Source organism: Streptomyces sp. NPDC028368 (genome assembly GCF_055565615.1).
Genome location: NZ_JBVHTY010000008.1, coordinates 60,243 through 77,237, shown reverse-complemented (window position 1 = coordinate 77,237; position 16,995 = coordinate 60,243). Strand labels below are relative to the sequence as shown.

The following is a 16,995-nucleotide window of genomic DNA, read 5'->3' as shown; positions in this document are numbered from 1 at the left end:
GCCGCTTCGCTCGCCCGTGGGCCTGCGCCGAGGCCGTATGTGGGGGAAGCCTCGGCGCAGGCGGGCGGGGAGGCGCCGTGCATGTCTGCGCCTCCCCGGGTCGTTCAGGAGCGCAGCGGGCCTTCGCACTGGTAGTCGGCCGTGCCCGTACGTCCGTCGGACCCGACGGTCACCTCGCCGAAGGAGCAGTTCATGTCGGTGAGGTTGTTCACGCCCTTCGAGGAGCGCTTCAGGATGTCGTCGTCGACGGTCTTGGACATGTCCTTGAAGACGGCGTCCGCGTTACCCGAGTCGGTCAGGTTCGCAGTGACCTGTCCGGTGCAGGCGAAGCGGAGCCGCTCGGTCGCGCCGGTGGCTTGGCAGGTGGGGGTGTTGCCTGTCGTCTCGGTGAAGGAGGCGCGTACCTCGTCGGCCGAGGTGGCCTGCAGTTCGGGGAGGGGCGTGTACGTGGTGTCGGGCACGAACAGGTCGTCGACGTGGGCGATCTTTTCGTCGAGGAAGGCGTCGTACGCGCTCTGCAGCCCGGTGTCCTTGCCGAGGCGGTCGCGCCAGGCATCGAAGGCCGCGGGGTCGTTGTCGCGCAGGTGGCGGTACATCTCCCGGAGCAGCGACGGGTGTTCGCTCCACAGGAACTCGAAGAACGTGCCCGCGTAGTTGTAGAAGCGGAAGCCGTCGCCGTCGTAGGTGGCGTGCAGCAGTTGGTCCACGGTCATGCGCGGCCCGCCGTTCGCGGTGTCCGCGATGATGCCCTTGACGAGGGACTTGCGGACCTTGATGCCCCCGTCGCGGGTGCCGCCGTCGAAGAATTCCGCGGTGCCCTCGTCCATCGCGGTGGTGCGGTCGCCCTCGTACCAGGGCCCCTCACCGAAGAGGCCGGGCACCGCCCAGCGGCCGTTGAGGTAGTGCGTGTATTCGTGACGGAAGAGCTCTTCGAGGGTGAGCGTGGAGTCCTGCGGTACGCGCCGCTGGTAGGTGTAGAAGGTGGCGCCCTGCTCGATGTACATGCCGCCGTTGTCGGTGCTGAGGCCGGTCAGCAGCGGCTGGAAGTTCTCGTAGTCGGCGCGCGAGGCGTAAAGCATCGTGGTGAGCGTGGTGTTGGTGTCTCCGGACAGTGGCTCCCGCGTGCCGATGACCCGGTGGAACTGCGTCCTGACCTGCTTGCTCGCGTAGTAGAGCTGGTCGACGGTGTCCCGGTCGAGCGCGGTGCGCACCGTGATGCCGTCGACGCCCTTCACGTCGTACGTGTAGGTGTCCGGGAAGAGGCGGCGCTCGATGTCCGCCTTGCAGGCCTTGTACGGCGCGCAGGCGTCGAACTCGTTCAGCCACGTGGCGACCTTGGCCCACGGGGCGCTCATCTCGCCGAAGTTGCCGGCGACGGTCTCCAGGAGCGGGCCGAGCGCGTCGACGATCTCGGAGCGCAGGTCGCTGATCTGGCCGATGCGGCCGTACTCCAGCAGGGAGTCGCGCACCGCCCAGGCGTTGGGCTGGTCCTTGAGGTGGGTGTACCCGGCGAAGGCCTTGAGCGCGGCCCGGTAGGCGGGGTCGGCGGTCACCGCGGCCTGGAACGCGGTGTCGTTGTTGCCCGGGGAGATGCCCAGGAAGTTCACGGAGAGTGCGCCGAACACGGCTCCGCCCCAGGCGGGGCTCTGGGCGGTGTCGGGGTGGTCCGCGCCCATGGTCGCCAGCACCTTCTTGATGAGCGGGAGCTGGTGCTGGCGCAGGCCCGGGGCACTGGCCGCGATGAGGGCCTCGCGCAGGGTGTTGCCGTTGGTGTCGGTGGCGTCGAAGGTGCGGGCGGCCGTGCCGAAGGCGTCCACGGCCTGGCGCATGGCGTCGACGGTCGTCGGGTCGGTGAGGTCGATCTCGTCGTGCGAGAAGTCGTGGAAGACGGCGGCGTGGAGATAGGTGAGCATCTCCAGGAGGTGGCTGCTGTTCTTGCCGTCGTGGTCCGGGGCGAGCTGGGTGATCCGGCGGGATACGGCTTGGACGTGCTGGGTCGACAGGACGGGGATGAGCCGCGGGTCCCAGGTCCAGATGAGGTTGCGCAGACAGCCGTCGGCGGTGACGGCGGGGTCGGCGAGGAAGTCGGCGAACTCCTCGGGGCTCAGGCCCGTGATGCCGTCGAGGGTGCAGGGCACGGTCGCCCGGCCGACGGTCGCGCGGGGCGTGGGTGCTGTGCTCGCGCGCGGCTTGGGCGTACGGGCGCCAGGGATGTGGGCGCTGGTCAGCCCGCCGGGTGCGGGGAGCATCCGGGCCGCCGGGCTGGGGGCCTTGGCACGGTGCTCGACGTGGTCCTGCGGGCCGCCGCGAGGGACCACCGATGCAGGTGCGGCCGCCGCGGGCGGCGCGGCCTTCGTGTCGGCCGCGAGTGCGGTGCCGCTGGGGGCGGCGGTGAGGCAGAGGGCGACCGCCGTCGCGGAGACGAGCAGCGATCTGCGCAGGGATATTCGTGAGGCACTGCCGGGAGTGGTCGAAGGGAACACCGAAAACTCCTGTGTGAGTTGTGGGGGAGGTGCTCAGCCAGGTGCACGTCGAGACGGTCCGCAGCGGCACCAAGAGCGGTGAGGCACAGGGCAGTTGGGGCAGTGCTGCGGCGCCATGTGATGTGTAAGGTAGTAATGTGATATTGCACTGACAAGGTGTCGGTCGCGTCTTTCTCCGCCTCAGTCCCGCGTTGTCCCGCGTGTTGCGCGCTTGGAGGATCCCGTATGCACACGTCAGAGACCGCCGCCCCACGCGCGGCGAGCCACGATCTGCCCCTCACTCCGGAACTCGAGGAGTTCATGGCGCGCGGCTGGGCGGCGCGTCCGCTGCCCGCCGGCATCCGCTTGCCGGCGGCCGACTTCACCGCCGCCCGCCGCGCCCGGCTCTCGGCCCGCTTCCCCGGCGAGCGGCTCGTCATCCCCGCCGGAGCGCTGCGGGTGCGCTCCAACGACTGCGACTACCGCTTCCGCCCCCACAGTGCCTACGCCTGGCTGACCGGACTGACCGGGGAGCAGCAGGCCGGGCACGCCCTGGTCCTGGAGCCGGACGGGCCGCACGGCCATGAAGCCGTGCTGCACCTGCGTCCCCGCTCGCCGCGCACCGACAGTGGCTTCTACGGGGACCGGCGGTACGGCGAGTTCTGGGTCGGCCGCCGCCACGAACTGGCCGAGGCCGAGCGGATGACCGGCATCCCCTGCACCCCCCTGGCTGCGGAGGCGCCCCTTCCGCCGGGCCGCAACCCCGCGGCGGACGCGGAACTGGCCTCCGTACTGAGCGAGTTGAGGCTGATCAAGGACGCCTGGGAGATCGGTGAGCTGCAGCGCGCCGTCGACCACACCGCCACCGGTTTCGAGGACGTCCTGCGCGCTCTGCCGAGGGCCCTGGCCCACCCGCGCGGCGAACGCTGGATCGAGGGCGTCTTCAACCTGCGCGCCCGCGCCGAGGGCAACGGCACCGGATACGAGACGATCGCCGCGGCCGGCGCCCATGCCTGCGTACTGCACTGGACACGCAACGACGGCCCCCTCGATCCGCGCGAACTGCTGCTCCTGGATGCCGGAGTGGAGACGGACAGCCTCTACACCGCCGACATCACGCGCACGCTGCCCCTGTCCGGCAGCTTCTCGCCCGTCCAGCGACAGGTGTACGCACTCGTGCTCGCCGCCCAGGATGCGGGCATCGCGGCGCTGAAGCCGGGGGCCCGCTTCCGGGACTTCCACCGCTCAGCGATGCGGGTGATCGCCGAAGGCCTCACGGAATGGGGCGTGCTGAAGAGCTCGGAGGGGGACCTGCACCGCCGGTACACCCTGTGCAGCAGCGGCCACATGCTCGGTCTCGACGTGCACGACTGCGCGCAGGCGCGGGCACGGGCCTACCTGGACGGCGTGCTCGAGGTGGGGCAGGTGCTGACCGTCGAGCCCGGTCTGTATCTGCAGCCCGACGACGAGACATTGCCGCGCGAACTGCGCGGCATCGGCGTGCGCATCGAAGACGACCTGGTGATCACGGCCGAGGGCGCACGGCTGATGTCGGATGCGCTGCCGCGTACCCCGGAGGCGATCGAGGCGTGGATGGGGGAGCTGGTCGAGAGCTGACCACTGTGGCTGCACCCGAAAAGACCGGAAAAGGTGGCTCGGCGAGGCGCGGGCGGCGCCGATGCCGGTCGAAACCCAGATTTTTGTGACATCAGTCACTGCAGCCTTCGCCATCAACGAAGCTGAATAGTAGATGGCGTCCAATCGACATAAAGAGATTTGTCCGTACTGACATCCACATGCCTCGCACCAGGATGCGGACGCACGGGTCGCTCGGCGTTCTCGCTCATTCGTCGAGCGAGAACGTGCTTCTGACGGAAAAGCAGAATTCCCGGCAATGCCGGAGTCGCGGCAGCACGCCTGCGCGCTCATTTCAAGGCCCTCAGGCGCTACGAAGCCGGTTAGTAGTAACCCTCATTGCCCGGCGCGCGCGGAGGTCCTAACAATGGCGGCCCGCAAGGCGTCTCCGCAGCTCAGGCGCAGGGTCTGTGCAGAGCCTGCCGCACCGGGGGCGCTCCGCGCTCACCCGAACGAGGTCACGCATGACGAAGCACCGCAGGAAGACGCACTACCGGAAGATATCCATCGCTGCCATCGCCATCAGCGCCGTAGGTGTGCCTTCCATCGCCATGGCCTGTCTGGGCGGCCCGCCGGAGCACCAGGGCCGGCCCCACCACCATGGGAAGAGCGCGCCGTCCCACCACCGGTGGACGGAGGCCAAGCGGGGCCCGGTGCCGACCGCGCACGCGTCGCACACACCCACCGCAACCCCGAGCGCCGCAACCACGAGCGCGCCGTCCCACCACCGGTGGACGGAGGCCAAGCGGGGTCCGGCGCCGACCGCGCACGCGTCGCACACACCCACCGCAACCCCGAGCACCGCAACCCCGAGCGCGCCGAAAACCGCCGCCCCGGCGTCCAGCACCGCGGCCCGCGTAGTGGAACTCGTCAATGAAGAGCGCAGCAAGGTCGGGTGCGCACCGCTGGTCGTGAACGCGAAGCTGACAAAGGCCGCCCAGGATCACAGCAAGGACATGGCAAGCCACCAGAACATGTCGCATACGGGCTCCGACGGTTCATCACCGGACGACCGGATCACGAGCGCCGGCTACAACTGGGGCTCCTACGGCGAAAATGTCGCCTACGGCTACGCCACACCCGAGAAGGTGATGGCGGGCTGGATGTCCAGCCCCGGTCACAAGCGCAACATCCTCGACTGCGGATTCAAGGAGATCGGCGTCGGCCTCGCGCAGCCCGGAAGTTACTGGACCCAGGACTTCGGGTCAGCCCGATAAAAGGGCTCAGGGAGTCGGCCACGACGGGCGAGGGTGAACCTTCGCGGGTTCGCATCTCGAATCCTCCGTACCCGCCCGTCGCACCCGCCCGTCAGGCCGGCCGGAAGGCCCCACCGTGCACTTACGTGCTGGCGGTGGGGCCTTCGGCGCTCTCGAGGCCGCAACTACGGCCGCGGCGTGGGTGTCCCGGCGGATTCCGGCGGCCAGGGAGGCCGGCGCCGACCGCTGGTGGCGAGGTGGTCGGCGCTGCGAAGATTACTGATGGGTAGTCTCGCGTGGAACGCGCCGGACGGGGCGAGACGCCGCGGCCGGAAGCAGCCCCCGACCCGTGACCGACCAGGATGGCGGTAATCCATGGCAGATCATGACTTGACCGGCTTCGACCGTGACACCTTCGCGCACGACGGCGTCACTCGCCGGATCCTGCGGCGCGGTACGGGGCCCGCGGTGATCGTGATGGCGGAAATACCGGGCATTACGCCCAAGGTCTTGGAGTTCGCGGAACGTGTGGCCGCAATCGGCTGTACCGCAGTGCTCCCGGTGCTCTTCGGCACGCCCGGCCGCGACGCCGACATTGCAAACGGTGGCCTGCTGAAGTCCGGGCTCTATACGGCCTCGTCGCTGTGGAAGGTGTGCGTGAGCCGGGAATTCACCGTGTTGGCGACCGGGAAATCCTCGCCCGTAGTGACGTGGCTGCGAGCCCTGGCCGCACACGAGCACCAGCGCTGCGGGGGTCCCGGCGTCGGGGCCGTCGGCATGTGTCTCACCGGCGGTTTCGCCCTGGCCATGGCCGCCGATGAGCGCCTGCTCGCCCCCGTCCTGTCCCAGCCGTCCCTGCCACTGGCTCTCACCAAGAGCCGGTCCGGCGGAATCGATATTTCCGCCGAAGACCTCGCCGCCGTCCGGGGCCGCTGCGAACGTGAGGGCCTTCGGGTCATGGCGCTGCGGTTCCGCGGGGACCGGCTGGTACCGGGCGACCGGTTCGCCTTTCTGCGTCGCGAACTCGGTGATGCGTTCACCGCCGTCGAACTGGACGACTCCGCCGCGAATCCCCATGCCGTGCTGCCGCCGCATTCCGTACTGACCGAGCACCTCGTCGACGAACCCGGTCAGCCGACCCGTGCCGCACTGGATGAGGTGCTCGCCCTCTTCCGTACGCGCCTGCTCCAGCAGCACCGCGACACGGCAGCGGCAACGCCGGCCGCCGGGGGAGAGGAATGACCCAAGGGGCTCTCGACGCCGAGGGGCGTCAGGCTACGACAGGCTGTTCACCGTGACGCCGTCGCCGTGAGAGAGGTCCACGTTCACGGCCCGGGGCCTGGATGCGCCGCGTGTCGTGAACGCGTGTCGTGAACGCGTCTGCGAGGCAGTCGAGTTTGGCCGTCCGTGGCCGTCCGTGGCCGTCCATTGCCGTCCGTGGCTCCAATGATGAGGACGGTGCGGGAACGGGCATGGCCGGTCATGGCCGGTTAACGCCGGTTAAGGCCGGTTAAGGCTGGTCATGGCTTGCCCCCCGAGTGTTGGAGGTGCCGGCTGGGGTCTGCGTGCCCTGGGTGAGGGTGGCTGCGAGGTCGTCGACGAGGGCATCGTCGATGGGCTGCCGTGTGGCCAGGAGGCGGTACCACAGGGTGCCGAACACGATGTCCAGGACGGTGGACGGCGCAGGGCGGAGCGGCAGGTCGCCCCGGGTCCGGGCCCTGTCGATCACCGCCTGGAGCGCATCACGGCGACGCTGCAGAAACGCCGTGCGGAACAGCCTGCCGAACTCCGCGTTGATCTGAGCCTCCGCCATCAGGACACACAGGATGTCGGCGATGCGCTGCTGGCGGGCGAGCTGGAACGTGTCCTCCAGGAACGCCCGTACATCGTCGGTGTACGAGCCCTTGTCGCCGTTGTCGACGTGCAGTTCGGCCTTCACCGCGAGAGCTTCCAGGAGGACGTGGGCTTTCGATGGCCACCAGCGGTAGATCGTCTGTTTGCCGCATCCGGCTCGCTGGGCGACTCCTTCGATCGTCAAGTCCGCGTAGCCGACCTCACCGACCAGCTCGAATGCCGCAACCAGGATCGCCATCTGGCTCTCCTCGCTGCGCTTACGCCCTCGGCGAGGCGTCGAAGGGGGTTGCTTGTTCATGACCATGGAGGCTAGCTTAATTCGAGACGCCACGGTTCGAAATAAGGAGATGGGTCATGTCTCAACGCTCTGCCCTCGTGGTCGGGGGAACGTCCGGAATCGGACTCGCGACGGCTCGCCTGCTCCAGAGCCGTGGAGCGACGGTGCACGTCGCCGGTCGCAGCAAGGAGCGTCTGGACGACCTCGCCGCTACCGATGTCGGTCTGATCGGGCATCAGGTCGACGCCGGGAACGCAGTCGAGGTCCGGGCTCTTGCCGACGCGATCGGCAGTATCGACTGGCTCATCCTGGCGGCCTCGGGGAACGAGGGGCAGGGGCCCGTCGCCGATCTTGACCTGACGATGCTGCGACGCGCGTTCGAGGCCAAGTTCTGGCCTCACCTCACCACCGTCCAGGCTGTCCTTCCGCGTCTTACGCCCGATGGGTCGATCACTCTGCTCAGTGCCATCACCGCGCGGACCGGCATGCCGGGTACCGCCGGCCTGGCCGCCATCAACGGTGCCGTCGAGGCCCTGGTCCGGCCGCTGGCCGCGGAACTCGCGCCGATACGGGTCAACGCCGTCTCTCCTGGGCTCGTCGACACTCCCTGGTGGAGTGGCCTGCCGGACGACGTCAAGCGCGAGTACTTCGCACAAACGGCTGCCACTCTGCCGGTGCGTCACATCGCGACGCCTGAGGAGGTCGCTGAGGTGGTTGCCCTTGCCGCGACCAACACCAACCTCACCGGCGCAGTCATCGAGGCTGACGGCGGCGCGCGTCTTGTCTCGTTGGCCTGAACCGTTGGCCTGAATCGTTGGTCCGACTCGCCCGCCGTGCCTTCGGTGCTCTGTCCCTTGCCGTTTCCCTTCGGGAGGGGCGGGGCACCGAAGGCGAAGCGTCGTGGCGCGTGGCGCGTCCCTCAGTGCCGCGCCCAGGGATGCCGGAGTCGGATCCAGAGGTCCCTGGCTGGCGAATAGCCGACGAAGGTGCCGAAGTCGAGCCAGCTGCCGAGGAATCCGCGTCGGGTGTCCGGTGCGTATTCGGCGATGTATGTGGTGGCTCCGGCGTATTCGCCGCCGGTGGAGAAACCCTGCACCAGGCGGCAGATCGGCAGCAGAAGGGGTGCGGCGAAGCCGATCGCATCGTAGCTGGGCAGAAAACCGACGGCGAAGGTGACCAGGGATACCGCGTGTCGCACAGCCGGAACGGCGGGGCAGGGCGGTGGGCAGTGCGGCGTCGTCCGCCTCGGCGAGGCCCCGAACCCCGGCCCCGGGAGGTATTGGACTGATCGGTCCAATACGTGCTAGCGTCAACGCTATGGCCCGGCCCCGGAAGTTCGACGAGGAGCGGGCGGTCGACGCCGCGATGGTGGCGTTCTGGGCCGCCGGCTATGAAGCGACGTCCACCCAGGATCTGTGCGATGCCACGGGTCTGGGGCGGAGCAGCATCTACAACACGTTCAAGAGCAAGCACGACCTCTTCGAGCGGGCCCTCGCGCTCTACATGCGAACCAAGAACGACGAGTTGTTCACGCTGCTGGAGAGCGACCTTCCGGTTCGGCGGAAGATCCGGGCGGTTCTGCAACGGGTGATCGACGATGAGTTCGCGCCCGGTGCCGACGGCCGCGGTTGCCTGGTCGTCAACACATGTGTCGAGGTGTCGGCCCATGACGCTTCGGTCGCGGCGTCGCTGGAGCGTGACTACGGCCTGCGGATGGAGGCGTTCCGCGCCCTCATCGAGTCCGGGCGGCGCGACGGTGATATCGCCGCCGACAAGGATGCCCGTACCCTCGCCCATCTCGTCATCGCGACGATCGCGGGTCTGCGTGTGTCCGCGCGGGCCGGGGTCGATCGCGCGGCCCTGGAAGGTGTCGCGGATGCCGCGCTGAGCGCCCTCTGATGCGTGTCGGCTGAGGCGTGCCGGCTGGGCGCGTTTGTCCGTGGCCCGTCCGTGGTCTGTCCGTGGTCCGTCCCGCGCTCGGTCCCGGATTCCTCATGGGCTCATTTTGAACTGACCGATCCAAAACCGATCCAAAACGAATGACTTCCCTCTCACCCAACGGAGCACTCTCCCGTGCCACTCGTCATTTACCTTCTCGGCCTGGGCATATTCGCCCAAGGAACCTCAGAGTTCATGCTGTCCGGGCTCCTGCCGGGCATCGCCGATGACCTCGGCGTTTCCATCCCCGACGCCGGTCTGCTGATCTCCGCGTTCGCCATCGGCATGGTCATCGGCGCGCCGTTGCTGGCCGTGGCCACGCTGCGGGTGCCGCGCCGTACCGCGCTGGTCGCCTTTCAGCTCGTCTTTGTCGCCGGGCATGTGGTCGGCGCACTGGCACCGGAGTACGGGGTGCTGTTCGCGACCCGCATCGTGAGCGCGCTCGCGTACGCCGGATTCTGGTCGGTGGCCGCGGCGACGGCGGTGAACCTGGTGCCGCCGGAGGCCAAGGCGAAGGCCCTGTCGGTGGTCACCACAGGGCTCACCCTCGCCACCATTGTGGGCGTGCCCGCCGGAACGCTCCTGAGCCAGCACGTGGGCTGGCGCGCGTCCTTCTGGGGCGTGGCCGCGCTCACCGTACTCAGCGCGCTCTCCCTGCTTGCCGCGATGCCGACGGGGCGCGCCGGGGAGGGTGAAGTGCCGTCCTTGCAAAGGGAGTTGCGTGGACTGGCCCGGCCCGCCCTCTGGGTGTCCTACCTCGTCACCGCGCTGACCTTCGGCGCGGCGGTCGTCACCTTCAGCTATCTCGCACCGCTGCTGACGGAGGTGAGCGGGCTGCCCGCGCAGTGGATGCCGGCGGTGCTCGCGCTGTACGGGGTCGGCGGGCTGCTCGGGGTGACGTTCGGGGGACGAGTAGCCGACGCGGCGCCCCTGCGCACCCTGGTCGTCGGTGCCGGCGCCCTTACCGTCGCCTCCGCCGTGTTCGCGCTGACGGCCGGGAGCCCCGGCGTCGCCGTCGCGCTGGTCTTCGTCCTCGGGTTCACCGGCTACGTCGTCAACCCGGTGGTGCAGTCACGGGTCTTCCGGCTCGCCCCCGACGCACCGACGCTGGCCGGGGCCGTGAACACCTCGGCCTTCAACGTCGGGATCACACTCACCCCGATGCTGGGCGGCCTCACCATCGACGCGGGGCTCGGCTTCCCCTCGGTGGCCTGGGTCGGTGCCGGCGCCGGGGTGCTCGCGCTCGTGGCGACCGGGTGGGCGGCGGCCCTCCAGCGGCGGGCCGCCCGGCGCGGTGCACCCGCCGTCGACCGGCCCGCACCGTGCACCGCGAAGGTGCTGGTGGCCGACGGGAGGCGGTGAGCACGCTCGGCACACCACGGGTACGGGCGGATGAAACGGCCTGCGGCCTGTTGTGAAAGTTGGTGGCCGGACTTCTGGATCCGTGGAATGCCCGGGCACACGCGTGAGTTGATCAGGTCATGACTCAAGGTCCTGCACCCCGCGCCCTGTCCGACGATGCTCTCTCCGAACTGCTGAGTACTCAGCAGTTCGGCACCCTCGCCACCAATAAGCGCAGTGGCCATCCTCATCTCACCACCATGCTCTACAACTGGGACGCCGAAGCGCGCATCGTGCGGTTCTCCACCACTGGCGACCGCATCAAGGTCAAGCAACTCCGGCGTGACCCACGCGCGGCCGTGCATGTTCCGGGAAGCGACGTATGGTCGTTCGCCGTGGCCGAGGGCGAAGCCGAGGTCTCCGACATCACGACCACGCCGGGTGATGCGATCGGGCGAGAGCTGCTCGCGATGGTGCCAGAGGCCGCGAAGCCGCAGGATGAAGCTGCGTTCTTGGAGCAGTTGGTCGCCGAGCGCCGGGTGGTCATCCGGCTGAAGGTGTCTCGGCTGTACGGGACGGCACTCGACATCAACGGCTAAGACCGGTCACAGCCACTCGTTGACGACTGCGACCAGCACTGTTGCCTCGTAGCCGACGGCGAGTTTGTCGGATCTCGTGGCGACCGCGCGGTGGCACTTGAGCCGATTGATGCCGCACCCGACCGCGTGGCGCTCGCGGTAGTCGTCTTGTCGAACATCGGCGGCCGACCGCCGCGAGAGCCGAGATTCTGCCGGTTGCGGACGCGGTCCGCAGGGGCCGGGATGGCCGCCTTGATACCGCGTCTGCGCAGGTAGGCGCGGTTCTCGCGAGAGTCGTATGCCTTGTCGGCCCCGCAGGCTGTCCGGTCGCTTGCGCGGCCGTCCCAGGCCCAGCCTGGGCACCCGGATCGCTTCCGGAACCGTCTCGAACTGCGGGGCCTTTCGCCGCCCCGGCGGCGTGCTGGTGGCCCGGCAAACCGTGCCCGTAACGTTCCGGCACGTCGCGCCACGGGGCACCAGTCCGGGTCCGCCACCGTATGCCGAAACGCCCTGGTCGACGGTGCCGAAACGGCCGGTATCCCCCGGGAAGCCGTTGCCGATCTCGACGTTGCCTCCGGTCACGGTGTCCTTCGGGGTGAGCGTGAAGGCGATCCGGTGCGTGTGGCTGCGGGAGGCCCTCGCCTCGGTGTCGGCGTTGACCACCCATGCCTTGATGCCGCCCTTGGCTGCGGCCTCCCGGCGTAGCTCGACCGCGAACTCCATCTGGATGGGCCCTACTTCGCAACGCATCGACTTCGTGGCCGCGGCGGCCGCCGCCTCCATGAGCTGGCCCCTGATCGCCCCCACCGCGGCGACGAGTTCAATGTCCTCGAAGTCCGGCATGCGGCACCTCCTGAAGTTGACTGACGGATCCGACGTCGGGCTGCCGTGCCTCAGCGGCCGAGGCGCCGCCACCAGGGGGCGGGCGGCCTCGGGGCGCTGAGCGCGGGGTGCCTCACCACGTGGTGTACCGAGTCCGGTGGCAGACATTCGTCGCCGGTGACCCTCAGTTCGCTGGAGGACGACGGGATCAGGACGACCGAGAGGTCAGGGATCCCGGCCAGCGCGGAGAGGTCAACGGTCGCAGGCCTGCGTCCGGAGTGTCGCGTGCTCCAGACATGCCGCCGCCAGCAAGTGCAGGCGCTCACGCTGCGGGGAACTGGCGGAGTCACCCAGGGCGAGCAGGCGGCGCAGCAGCACCGCGCGTTCGTCCGCGCGGGCGTGGCCGACCGCCATCCGCACCACGTCCTCCCACTGCGGCTCGTGGGCATGCGCGGCCACCAAGTTGAGGTCTTGGCCTTCCACGGCGGCCTTGGCCCCGAGGTAGTCCTGAAAGGTAGGCCGACTCGACCCGCTGCCGTTCACCGACGGCCGGCTCGCGGAACGGTGCGCCCGACGGATCTCCGAGGCCGTCCGGCCCGTGTTCGCGGCTGTGGTGAGGTGCCAGCTCCAGGCTCAGATACGCCGTGTCCCGCGGCCACTCGGCATGTTCCCGGCGGCTGAAGTCCAGCCCGAAAATCTTGAGTTCGCTGTAGGACTCGGCGACGAAGGCGGCGTACCGGCGCTCGAACTCGGCATGCGGGTTGTACTGCGGGCCGGAGAGCTCGTCCACGGTCGGCTGGTAGCCGGTGTGCTGCACCAACTGCTGGACGAATTCGGGGTCCGCGAAGAGCACCCGGCTTCTTACGGCTTCGATGCGACCGTGCTGCCAGTTGAACGGATCCGTCACCACCACGCCGGTGATCAATCCCTCGGCGAACAGCGCGGCCCCGGACATACCCGCCCACGGCGACGTGCCGTCCGCCTGCCGGAGCGGCGGCGTGTGCAGACTGTCGAGTACGTACCGAGCCCGGACCATGCGCGAACCGGGTTTGAACGTGCCGACGATCTGTTCCGTGTCGAGTCCGTCCTCGTCGTCGCGCTGCACCTGCGGGAAGCCGATGGCCTGACAGGACTCCATGGGCTCGAGCCCGGAAGGCACGCCCCAGCGCACCGGGGCCAGTTGCTCGGCCTCCTCGGGAGGGATGAGGCCTTGCCTTCTCGGGGCGAGCAGGAGCGCGGCATCGCATTCGCGATCGTGGCGCGACCACACCACCTTGCACTGGACCTCGCCGAGGCCACCGAGCGCCGCCACCTTGACCAAGGCGCGGTTTTTCACCACGTGGCCGGCTGTGAGCACAAGACGGGATGTCAGGAGATAGCCGCTGCCTTGCCGGGCGCCGAGTACGGCGGCGATGCGCATGCGTTCCGGTCCCACGGTACGACCGTAGGGCATGCGGTCCGGCCTGTCCTCGAGATGGCGTCGAACCTGAGACGGAGGCCTGGTGCCCCCAGCGGCACCGGCACCGCCGACTAAAACCTGTATGCGCCGGCCCCTGCAGTTCTGGGATCATGCCGGAATGGGACACAGTCTCGAATCACTGGTTATCCGGCACACCTACCGCCTCCCCTTCCCCACAGGACCCACAGGGGACGGCGGCATCGCGGCGCGGCAGTTCGACGCCGCCCTGATGTCGGTGGGCTTCAAACTCTCGGCGGACCTGCTGGAGCGCCTGTCAGGGCTGTCCGAGGGGGCGGTCGTCGACACCGCCGTGCGCGTACTGCGCACCGTCCGCGAGATGACCGGAGACCACGTCCAGCACAACGTCTACTTCATCGATTTCCCGGCCAACGTGCCCGATACGTTCGCCTTCTGGATGCAGTGCATCGTCGAGGCGCTGACCGACGACGCCTCCCACGACCGTACGGTTGCCCAGCTCCGGAGCGGCGTGGTGGACCTGCTCACCCTGCCGTCGTACGGCAACTACCGCCACACCTACACCGAAATGCTCGCCGCCCACGACGAATTGATCGCGGCGGCCGGCGACCGTATGACGGTGCTGCACCTGGGTGGCCACCTGGACGACGAGGTCACGGCCCTGTACCTGGCCCTGGCCGGAAGCACCACACCGCTGAGCGACGACGACCTCGACGACCTGCGGGTGCTCGCCGCACACTGCGTGCACGGTCCCCAGCCCGAAGCGATCCCGATCCGTGAGAACCGCGCACTGGTCAACCAGGCCCGCCTGGGCGTCGGCGCGGACCTCCTGGTGGACACCGTCACCGATGTGCTCCGCCTCGCCTGCGCTCTGTCGGACGGCGACGTGACCCTCCAGGAACCGACCCGCTTCCGGGCCCTCTCGCGTCCGCTGCGCCGCGCCCTGCTCGCCGGCCTCGACGGCGTTGTCGCCGCCGCCCCCGCCAAGCTGGCCGACGTGCACGCGCACCGCGAACCGTTCAAGCGCCTCGGCGAACGTCTCCACCCGCACGAGTACCCGCGCTGGCCGCACGCCGCCCAGGTGTTCGCGGTGGCCCGGGGCGAGCAGCAGGCCCGCTCCCTCGACAGCCGCGCCGAGGAACTGCTCGGGATGCACGATGTCACCGGAGCGGCGGAGCTCTTGAGGTCCGCGCCCGGCAAGCTGTTCCGCTCCTTGGACCGGCTGCTGCGGATGTGCCTCACCCAGGACGAGCGCAGCGCCGTCGCGGCCGCCGCCGAGCAGGTCGCCGACCGGGTCTCCGGACGGGTCCTCCTGTCGGTCCGCGAACACCTCCACAACCGGCCCGGGGAGACCGGCGAACGCCGCGTCTTCGTCAACCGCCTCGGCCGCGCCTGGGTCACCTCCGACGAACGCCCGCCCGTATTCCCGGACGAACGCAAGCGGCTGATCTCCGCCCTGGACGCCGAGATCCGCCGCCGACTCCCGGCCCCCGAGCACCTGCTGATCGATCCCGACGTCCTCGATGTCGCGCTCCCCCTCAGCGGGAAGGCGACCGCGTCCGGTCTCGGTGTGCTGCCCCGCGGCTCGCTCTCGCCGGTCGACGGCGAACTGCTGCGCTTCTTCGTCTACTGGAAGCAGGCATGCAGGACCACGGACTACGACCTGTCGGCGCTGATGCTCAATGCCGACTACTCGACCCGCTCCTGGCTGTCCTACACCGCCCTGACAGAGGTCGAAGGCGAGCATTCCGGCGACATCACCGACGCGCCCGAGGGGGCCTCGGAGTTCATCAACCTGCGCCTGGGTGCCGTCCGAGGCGCCTTCATCGTCCCGCAGGTCAACGTCTTCTCGGGGGAGGGTTTCGAAGACGTCGAGGAGTCGTTCTTCGGCTTCATGCTGCGCGATGCCGCCCAGCAGGGCCGTCCGTTCGAACCGCGTACCGTGCGCCTGAAGTCGGAGCTGCGTGGCACGGGCAGGGTCGCGCTGCCACTGGCATTCCTGCGCGGGAGCGACGGCCGCTGGCGCGCCAAGTGGCTGCACGTGCACCTCAACGGCACTCCGTCGGCCAACCGCGTCGAGACAAACCGGGTGTCGGTCGCTCTGCTCCTGCGTGGCATCATCGAGCGCGACTACCTCACGGTCCGGTACCTCGTCGACCTGATGGGCGGCGCCACAACCGTGACACTGTGGGACGGCGAGAGCCGCCCGGACGGCCCGGTCACCTACATAGGCCTGGAACGCCCGGAGGGCCTGCACCCGGACTCCCGGATCCTCACACCCGAAAATCTGCGCGACCTGATCCCCGCCTGACTGCTATCGTCGACCACGGCGAGGCCATGAAGGGGCTTCCTTCTCACACTCCTTGAATTAGTCCTTTCGCTTTCCTCGCCCTTGACGTTGCATCAGGGTGCCCCGGCCGAACGCTCCGGGGTGTGCGGTTCGTGGGCCGGTGCCAGGAGGCGCCGGCGGAGGCCGCCTTGTCGAAGCGGTCGGGACGGTGTCCCGGTACGAAGAGCAGGCTTCGGGTGGTGGCGATGCGGTCGCCGAGGGTGGTCATGTGAAGGTCACCTCCGCCGTGGCATGCCGCGCCTCGCGGTGGGTGGCGATGCGCAGTTCGGCACGTCCGTCCGAGGGGGTGCCGCAGGCCAGCAGGCGCTCGCCGGCGAACACCGGCCGCCGGAGCCGGTAGGACAGCGTGCGTACCTGCCGTGCCGGAGCGTGGCGGCGGGCCAGTTCGAGCATGAGCAGGGCCAGCAGGGGACCGTGGACGACGAGGCCCGGGTAGCCCTCCTCGCCCTGCGCGTACGGCGTGTCGTAATGGATGCGGTGGGCGTTTGCGGTCAGGGCGCTGAACCGGAAGAGCAGGGCCGGATCGGGGCGTAGCGGCAGCTGCCACGGGTCGTTGGCATCCGGGGACGTGGGCTCGTCGAGTGCGATGGCGGGCTGTTGTCCGGTACTGCTGCGTCCCGACCGGTAGACGATGTCCTGTTCCTCGACGAGGCGCGTCCGGCCGTGCTGCCGGAACTCACGGCGCTCGGTGACGAACAGCATGTCCCCGGTGCGGCCGTGCTTGGCGGTGACCGAGCTCAGGCTGCTGATGCGTTCGGCCGGTTCGCCGAGGCGCAGCGGCTCGGTGATCGTGCAGCGTCCGCCGGCCCACATCCGCTGCCGGTGGGGGATGGGCGGCAGGAAGTGTCCGTTCAGTGGGTGGCCGTCGGTTCCGAGTTCCCGTTGTGCCGGCCAGTTCAGGAAGGAGAGCCAGTGCCATAGCGGGGGGAGGGGGGCACCGGCTTTCGCGACGGTGTCGGGCAGGTTCAGGACTGCCGACAGGGCCGCCACCGGGCCGGCCGGCAGGGGGTCTTCGTCCGTGACCGGCCCGGGAGACCAGGACTCCACGTACGAGCTGAGCGGGGGAGGGGTGGTCTGCATCGTCCTTGTGTCCTTGTGTCCTTGCGT

Annotated in this window: 11 protein-coding genes and 5 pseudogenes; 8 read left to right on the top strand and 8 right to left on the bottom strand. The window is 69.2% G+C overall.

What is annotated here, in order from left to right; genetic code table 11:
* Positions 1-104 precede the first annotated feature (104 nt).
* Entirely contained in the window at positions 105-2,483 is a 2,379-nt protein-coding gene (locus ACZ4S3_RS19730; protein ID WP_467935834.1) for a collagenase, read from the bottom strand.
* 225 nt (positions 2,484-2,708) lie between these two features.
* Here ACZ4S3_RS19730 and ACZ4S3_RS19725 point away from each other — a divergent pair, with 225 nt between their 5' ends.
* The 3 genes from ACZ4S3_RS19725 (at position 2,709) to ACZ4S3_RS19715 (ending at position 6,535) form a co-directional block, all read left to right on the top strand.
* Positions 2,709-4,079: an aminopeptidase P family protein gene (locus ACZ4S3_RS19725; RefSeq protein ID WP_467935832.1), complete on the top strand. Its 1,371-nt coding sequence runs from the start codon at positions 2,709-2,711 to the stop codon at positions 4,077-4,079.
* 482 nt (positions 4,080-4,561) lie between these two features.
* A complete protein-coding gene (locus ACZ4S3_RS19720; protein WP_467935830.1) occupies positions 4,562-5,314 on the top strand; it encodes a CAP domain-containing protein in 753 nt (250 codons plus the stop codon).
* Positions 5,315-5,668: 354 nt separating this feature from the next.
* Positions 5,669-6,535 carry a dienelactone hydrolase family protein gene (locus ACZ4S3_RS19715; RefSeq protein WP_467935828.1) on the top strand — a complete coding sequence of 289 codons (867 nt, stop codon included), beginning with the start codon at positions 5,669-5,671 and terminating at the stop codon, positions 6,533-6,535.
* A 268-nt stretch (positions 6,536-6,803) separates the two neighbouring features.
* On the opposite strand, the gene ACZ4S3_RS19710 is transcribed toward ACZ4S3_RS19715, so the two are convergent.
* A complete protein-coding gene (locus ACZ4S3_RS19710) occupies positions 6,804-7,385 on the bottom strand; it encodes a TetR/AcrR family transcriptional regulator (protein WP_467935825.1) in 582 nt (193 codons plus the stop codon).
* Positions 7,386-7,501: 116 nt separating this feature from the next.
* On the opposite strand from ACZ4S3_RS19710, the gene ACZ4S3_RS19705 reads away from it, so the two are divergent.
* Complete coding sequence (locus ACZ4S3_RS19705) at positions 7,502-8,221, top strand: SDR family oxidoreductase (protein WP_467935821.1); 720 nt, start codon at positions 7,502-7,504, stop codon at positions 8,219-8,221.
* A gap of 173 nt (positions 8,222-8,394) precedes the next feature.
* On the opposite strand, the pseudogene ACZ4S3_RS19700 reads toward ACZ4S3_RS19705, so the two are convergent.
* Positions 8,395-8,598: pseudogene (locus ACZ4S3_RS19700) on the bottom strand (MFS transporter); the annotation flags it as partial.
* A gap of 143 nt (positions 8,599-8,741) precedes the next feature.
* Between ACZ4S3_RS19700 and ACZ4S3_RS19695 the strand changes: the two are divergent.
* The 3 genes from ACZ4S3_RS19695 to ACZ4S3_RS19685 all read left to right on the top strand — a co-directional run bounded on the left by ACZ4S3_RS19695 (position 8,742) and on the right by ACZ4S3_RS19685 (position 11,302).
* A complete protein-coding gene (locus tag ACZ4S3_RS19695; protein ID WP_467935818.1) occupies positions 8,742-9,323 on the top strand; it encodes a TetR/AcrR family transcriptional regulator in 582 nt (193 codons plus the stop codon).
* A gap of 174 nt (positions 9,324-9,497) precedes the next feature.
* The gene (locus tag ACZ4S3_RS19690; RefSeq protein ID WP_467935816.1) at positions 9,498-10,724 is read left to right on the top strand and encodes a Cmx/CmrA family chloramphenicol efflux MFS transporter; all 1,227 of its coding nucleotides are present in this window, start codon (positions 9,498-9,500) and stop codon (positions 10,722-10,724) included.
* A gap of 119 nt (positions 10,725-10,843) precedes the next feature.
* The gene (locus ACZ4S3_RS19685; protein WP_467935813.1) at positions 10,844-11,302 is read left to right on the top strand and encodes a pyridoxamine 5'-phosphate oxidase family protein; all 459 of its coding nucleotides are present in this window, start codon (positions 10,844-10,846) and stop codon (positions 11,300-11,302) included.
* A gap of 6 nt (positions 11,303-11,308) precedes the next feature.
* On the opposite strand, the pseudogene ACZ4S3_RS19680 reads toward ACZ4S3_RS19685, so the two are convergent.
* From ACZ4S3_RS19680 to ACZ4S3_RS19665, 4 pseudogenes are all read right to left on the bottom strand, one after another.
* Positions 11,309-11,831, bottom strand: a pseudogene (locus ACZ4S3_RS19680) (transposase family protein); the annotation flags it as partial.
* 53 nt (positions 11,832-11,884) lie between these two features.
* Positions 11,885-12,124: pseudogene (locus ACZ4S3_RS19675) on the bottom strand (trypco2 family protein); the annotation flags it as partial.
* A 258-nt stretch (positions 12,125-12,382) separates the two neighbouring features.
* Positions 12,383-12,619 (bottom strand): annotated as a pseudogene (locus ACZ4S3_RS19670) (hypothetical protein); the annotation flags it as partial.
* A 424-nt stretch (positions 12,620-13,043) separates the two neighbouring features.
* A pseudogene (locus tag ACZ4S3_RS19665) lies at positions 13,044-13,523 on the bottom strand (trypsin-like peptidase domain-containing protein); the annotation flags it as partial.
* Between the two features lie 157 nt (positions 13,524-13,680).
* On the opposite strand from ACZ4S3_RS19665, the gene ACZ4S3_RS19660 reads away from it, so the two are divergent.
* Entirely contained in the window at positions 13,681-15,849 is a 2,169-nt protein-coding gene (locus ACZ4S3_RS19660) for a TerD family protein (RefSeq protein WP_467935811.1), read from the top strand.
* 243 nt (positions 15,850-16,092) lie between these two features.
* Here the strand turns inward: ACZ4S3_RS19660 and ACZ4S3_RS19655 are convergent, their stop codons facing one another.
* Complete coding sequence (locus ACZ4S3_RS19655; RefSeq protein ID WP_467935809.1) at positions 16,093-16,968, bottom strand: HTD2 family dehydratase; 876 nt, start codon at positions 16,966-16,968, stop codon at positions 16,093-16,095.
* Positions 16,969-16,995: the final 27 nt, after the last annotated feature.

What these genes read in the sequence shown, in the direction of transcription:
- ACZ4S3_RS19710 (WP_467935825.1), bottom strand. Translation starts at nt 7,385, where the DNA reads ATGGCGATCCTGGTTGCGGCATTCGAGCTGGTCGGTGAGGTCGGCTAC.
- ACZ4S3_RS19720 (WP_467935830.1), top strand. Translation starts at nt 4,562, where the DNA reads ATGACGAAGCACCGCAGGAAGACGCACTACCGGAAGATATCCATCGCT.
- ACZ4S3_RS19660 (WP_467935811.1), top strand. Translation starts at nt 13,681, where the DNA reads ATGGGACACAGTCTCGAATCACTGGTTATCCGGCACACCTACCGCCTC.
- ACZ4S3_RS19715 (WP_467935828.1), top strand. Translation starts at nt 5,669, where the DNA reads ATGGCAGATCATGACTTGACCGGCTTCGACCGTGACACCTTCGCGCAC.
- ACZ4S3_RS19705 (WP_467935821.1), top strand. Translation starts at nt 7,502, where the DNA reads ATGTCTCAACGCTCTGCCCTCGTGGTCGGGGGAACGTCCGGAATCGGA.
- ACZ4S3_RS19655 (WP_467935809.1), bottom strand. Translation starts at nt 16,968, where the DNA reads ATGCAGACCACCCCTCCCCCGCTCAGCTCGTACGTGGAGTCCTGGTCT.
- ACZ4S3_RS19695 (WP_467935818.1), top strand. Translation starts at nt 8,742, where the DNA reads ATGGCCCGGCCCCGGAAGTTCGACGAGGAGCGGGCGGTCGACGCCGCG.
- ACZ4S3_RS19685 (WP_467935813.1), top strand. Translation starts at nt 10,844, where the DNA reads ATGACTCAAGGTCCTGCACCCCGCGCCCTGTCCGACGATGCTCTCTCC.
- ACZ4S3_RS19725 (WP_467935832.1), top strand. Translation starts at nt 2,709, where the DNA reads ATGCACACGTCAGAGACCGCCGCCCCACGCGCGGCGAGCCACGATCTG.